Genomic DNA, 513 nt, shown 5'->3' on the forward strand with positions numbered 1-513 from the left:
AAAAAAGATACTCAACAAATTTATCGCCGGCGTTTGAGCTGGAAATTAATCATTCCGCAGTAGCTCAGTGGTAGAGCAATCGGCTGTTAACCGATCGGTCGCAAGTTCGAATCTTGCCTGCGGAGCCATAAATGGAGAGCTGTCCGAGCTGGCCGAAGGAGCACGATTGGAAATCGTGTAGACGGTTACCGCTGTCTCAAGGGTTCGAATCCCTTGCTCTCCGCCATTTTCAACAGCACCAATCATTTACATACGACGGCCCCTTGGTCAAGCGGTTAAGACACCGCCCTTTCACGGCGGTAACACGGGTTCGAATCCCGTAGGGGTCACCATTATACGGAGGATTAGCTCAGCTGGGAGAGCACCTGCCTTACAAGCAGGGGGTCGGCGGTTCGATCCCGTCATCCTCCACCATAAGAAATATTTTTATATCGACGCGGGGTGGAGCAGCCCGGTAGCTCGTCGGGCTCATAACCCGAAGGTCGCAGGTTCAAATCCTGCCCCCGCAATTTT

At 52.8% G+C, this 513-nt stretch carries 5 tRNA genes; all 5 read left to right on the top strand.

Features of this window, described 5'->3' with window-relative positions:
• Nucleotides 1–53 precede the first annotated feature (53 nt).
• The 5 genes from BBA02S_RS20025 to BBA02S_RS20045 all read left to right on the top strand — a co-directional run bounded on the left by BBA02S_RS20025 (nucleotide 54) and on the right by BBA02S_RS20045 (nucleotide 509).
• A tRNA-Asn gene (locus BBA02S_RS20025) sits at nucleotides 54–128 on the top strand.
• A gap of 5 nt (nucleotides 129–133) precedes the next feature.
• A tRNA-Ser gene (locus BBA02S_RS20030) sits at nucleotides 134–226 on the top strand.
• A 31-nt stretch (nucleotides 227–257) separates the two neighbouring features.
• Nucleotides 258–332, top strand: a tRNA-Glu gene (locus BBA02S_RS20035).
• Nucleotides 333–338: 6 nt separating this feature from the next.
• A tRNA-Val gene (locus tag BBA02S_RS20040) sits at nucleotides 339–414 on the top strand.
• Between the two features lie 21 nt (nucleotides 415–435).
• Nucleotides 436–509 (top strand) — tRNA-Met (locus tag BBA02S_RS20045).
• The last annotated feature ends 4 nt before the right edge of the window (nucleotides 510–513 follow it).

The organism is Bacillus badius NBRC 15713 (genome assembly GCF_001591605.1).
Taxonomy (GTDB): Bacteria; Bacillota; Bacilli; order Bacillales; family Domibacillaceae; genus Pseudobacillus; species Pseudobacillus badius.